The organism is Variovorax sp. YR266, assembly GCF_900107295.1.
Classification (GTDB): Bacteria; Pseudomonadota; Gammaproteobacteria; order Burkholderiales; family Burkholderiaceae_C; genus Variovorax.
This window is the reverse complement of the sequence record NZ_FNPM01000039.1, coordinates 1-3242: the sequence shown is the minus strand read 5'-3', so window position 1 is coordinate 3242 and position 3242 is coordinate 1. Positions and strand designations below refer to the sequence as shown.

The 3242-nt window shown below is 66.5% G+C and carries 2 protein-coding genes; both read left to right on the top strand.

Going from position 1 to position 3242, the window contains the following annotated elements; genetic code table 11:
- A partial coding sequence (locus BLW48_RS34790) for a phosphopantetheine-binding protein (protein WP_143047885.1) occupies positions 1-588 on the top strand: 588 nt, incomplete at its 5' end.
- A gap of 96 nt (positions 589-684) precedes the next feature.
- A partial coding sequence (locus tag BLW48_RS34785; RefSeq protein ID WP_143047884.1) for a condensation domain-containing protein occupies positions 685-3242 on the top strand: 2558 nt, incomplete at its 3' end.

The window sequence follows — 3242 nt, the reverse complement described above, 5'->3', positions numbered from 1 at the left end:
GCCGCACTCGCGCGCCTGCCCCTGGTCGCACAGGCCGCCGTCATCGCCCGCGAGGACTCTCCCGGCCACAAGCAGCTCGTGGGCTATGTGGTGCCAGAGGCCGCCGACTCGGCCACCGAGGCCCTCATCGACACCGCCGCGCTGCGCCGCAGCCTCTCGCAGTCCCTGCCCGACTACATGGTCCCCGCAGCCATCGTGGTCCTGCAAGCTCTGCCGCTGACCCCCAACGGCAAGCTCGACCGCAAGGCGCTGCCCGCCCCGGACTTCACCCCGCGATCCATCCGCGCACCACGCACCCCCCAGGAGGAGATCCTCGCGGCCCTCTTCGCAGAGATCCTGCACCTGCCCCAGGTCGGCATCGACGACAACTTCTTCGACCTCGGCGGCCACTCCCTGCTGGCCACCAAGCTCATCAGCCGCGCGCGTTCCGCCCTCAACGTCGAGCTGGCCATCCGTACGCTGTTCGAGGCGCCCACCGTCGAACAACTGGCCCACAGGCTCAGCGCGGCGCCCGCGGCACGCAAGCCATTGCGTCCCATGCGCCGCGAACAGCATCCCGATGCCACTCAAGGAGCACTCACGGCCTGAGCTTCCCCCACTCGACAGACCGATGACGCCGCTGCGTCTCCCATTCGCCGTGCGGCCGTCGAACGACGGCGCAACTCAACCTCCTGGTCCGACCCGATGATGATTCCTCTTTCCTTCGCTCAGCAGCGCCTGTGGTTCCTACACCGTCTCGACGGCGCCAATGCCACGTACAACCTTCCGTTGGCCTTGCGACTGAAAGGCGAGCTCGACGGCACAGCGCTGCGACTCGCGCTCGAAGATCTGGTCGCGCGCCACGAGAGCCTGCGCACCATCTTCCCCGACACGGACGACGAGCCGCAGCAGGTCATTCTTCCTCTGGAGAAAGCGCATTTCGTTCTGGAAGAAGCTCAGGTCTCGCAAGCCACGCTCGCCGCGCGCCTTGCCGAGGCGGCCGACCACTGCTTCGAGTTGACGCGCGAGATTCCGTTTCGTGCCTGGCTGCTGCGCATCGATCCCCAGCAGCACGTGCTGCTGCTGCTGTGCCACCACATCGCCAGCGACGGCTGGTCCCTCGCACCGCTGGTGCGCGATCTGTCTGTCGCGTATGCCGCGCGCCGCCAAGGCAAGCCGCCCGCCTGGGAACCGCTGCCGGTGCAGTACGCCGACTACACCCTCTGGCAGCGCGAGCTGCTCGGCGACGAGAGCGATCCGCACAGCCCCGGCGCCCGCCAGTTGGCCTACTGGAAGAAGACCCTGGCCGACCTGCCCGAACAGCTCGAACTGCCCGCCGACCGTCCCCGGCCTGCGGCCTCCAGCCATCGCGGTGAAAGCATTGCGTTCCAGCTCGATGCACAATTGCACCAGGGGCTGACGGCGCTCGCGCGCCAGGGACAGGCCAGCCTGTTCATGGTGCTGCAGGCCGCATTGGCAACGCTGCTGACCCGCATGGGCGCGGGCACGGACATTCCCCTTGGCTGCCCGATCGCGGGACGCACCGACGAGGCGCTCAACGATCTCGTCGGCTTCTTCCTCAACACCCTCGTGCTGCGCACCGACACCTCGGGCAACCCGAGCTTCAGCGAACTGCTGCAGCGGGTGCGGGAAATCAACCTCAGCGCTTACGAGCATCAGGATCTACCGTTCGAACGCCTGGTGGAGGTGCTCAACCCCGTGCGCTCCATGGCGCGCCACCCGCTGTTCCAGGTCACGCTGATATTCCAGAACAACGCAAGGGCCAGCGTCGAGCTTCCCGGGATCGAGACGGCCTTCGAGCCGATCGCCATCCACTCGTCCAAGCTCGACTTGTCCTTCACGCTGTGGGAGGAGCGCAACGCGCAAGGTGCCTTGAACGGCATCTCTGGACGCGTCGAGTTTTCGAGCGATCTGTTCGACCGCGCCACGGTGGCCTGGATGCTCGAGCATCTGAAGTCCGTGCTGCGGGCGGTCGCCGCCCATCCAGGCACCCGCCTGTTCCAGATTCCACTGCCGTCCCCCGCTTCTTCCGGCACGCCTGCGCCCAGCGGCCCCAGGCCCACGCAGCCCTACACACGGTTCACAAGGGACGACATCGAGCAATCGCTGACAGCACGCTTCGAAGCGCAGGTGCGACGCGACCCCGCAGCCATCGCCATCACGCACGAGGATTCAGTCTGGAGCTATGCTGACCTGGACCGCAAGGCCAACGGGATCGCCCACGCGCTGCGCCAAAGCCTCGGCCATGGCCCAGGCCGTGTGATGCTGTTGTTCGGGCATGGCGCAGAAATGATTGCCGCCATGCTCGGGGTCCTGAAGGCGGGGAAGACCTATGTGCCCCTGGACCCCCTCCATCCGGTAGAGCGACTCCGGTTCATATTGGCGGATTCGGAAGGGGAGGCGCTGATCTGCGAGTCCGGCCTGACGACGCTCGCAAGCAGCATCGGGGCCGAGCGGCAGGTTCCCGTTCTCGATCCGTCGACCATTGCACCAGCCGAGCGCTGCGAGGTGCACCGCGATCTCCGCACCCCCACCTACATCCTCTACACCTCGGGCACGACCGGGCAACCCAAGGGGGTGGTGCAGATCGATCGCAACGTCCTGCACTTCATGGCTACCTACACCAATGCGCTTCACCTGAGCGCGGCCGACAAGTTGACGCTGTTCAGCTCCTATGGCTTCGATGCGTCGGTGATGGACATCTACGGGGCGCTGCTGAACGGCGCCTCGCTGCACATCCTCGATCTGCGGGAAACGGGCTTCACCCAGATCCGCGGGTGGATCCATCGGCACCAGATCACGGTCTGGCATTCGACGCCCACCGTATTCCGCCTCGGGGCCATGGGACTGCATGGACAGAAGGTCTCCGCGACGAGGCTGGTGGTCCTGGGCGGCGAGGAGGCCACGCCGACCGACCTCGATCTGCTGCGGGAGAATTTCGAGCCGCACTGCCTGCTCGTCAATGGCTTGGGGCCGACCGAATCGACGGTAACAGTGCAGTTCTTCGCCAACGCGCAGACGAATTCAAACGGCATGCGCCTACCCATCGGCCATCCTGTCGAATCGACCCGGATCGCGCTGCTCGACCCGGACGGCCAGCCGACGGATGTGTTCGGTGAGCTGGCCATCTGCAGCGACTTCATCGCACGCGGCTACCTGAACCGCCCCGGCCTGAGCGCCGAGCGATTCATCGCCAACCCCCTGGGTGCCCCCGGCAGCCGCATGTACCGCACCGGCGACCT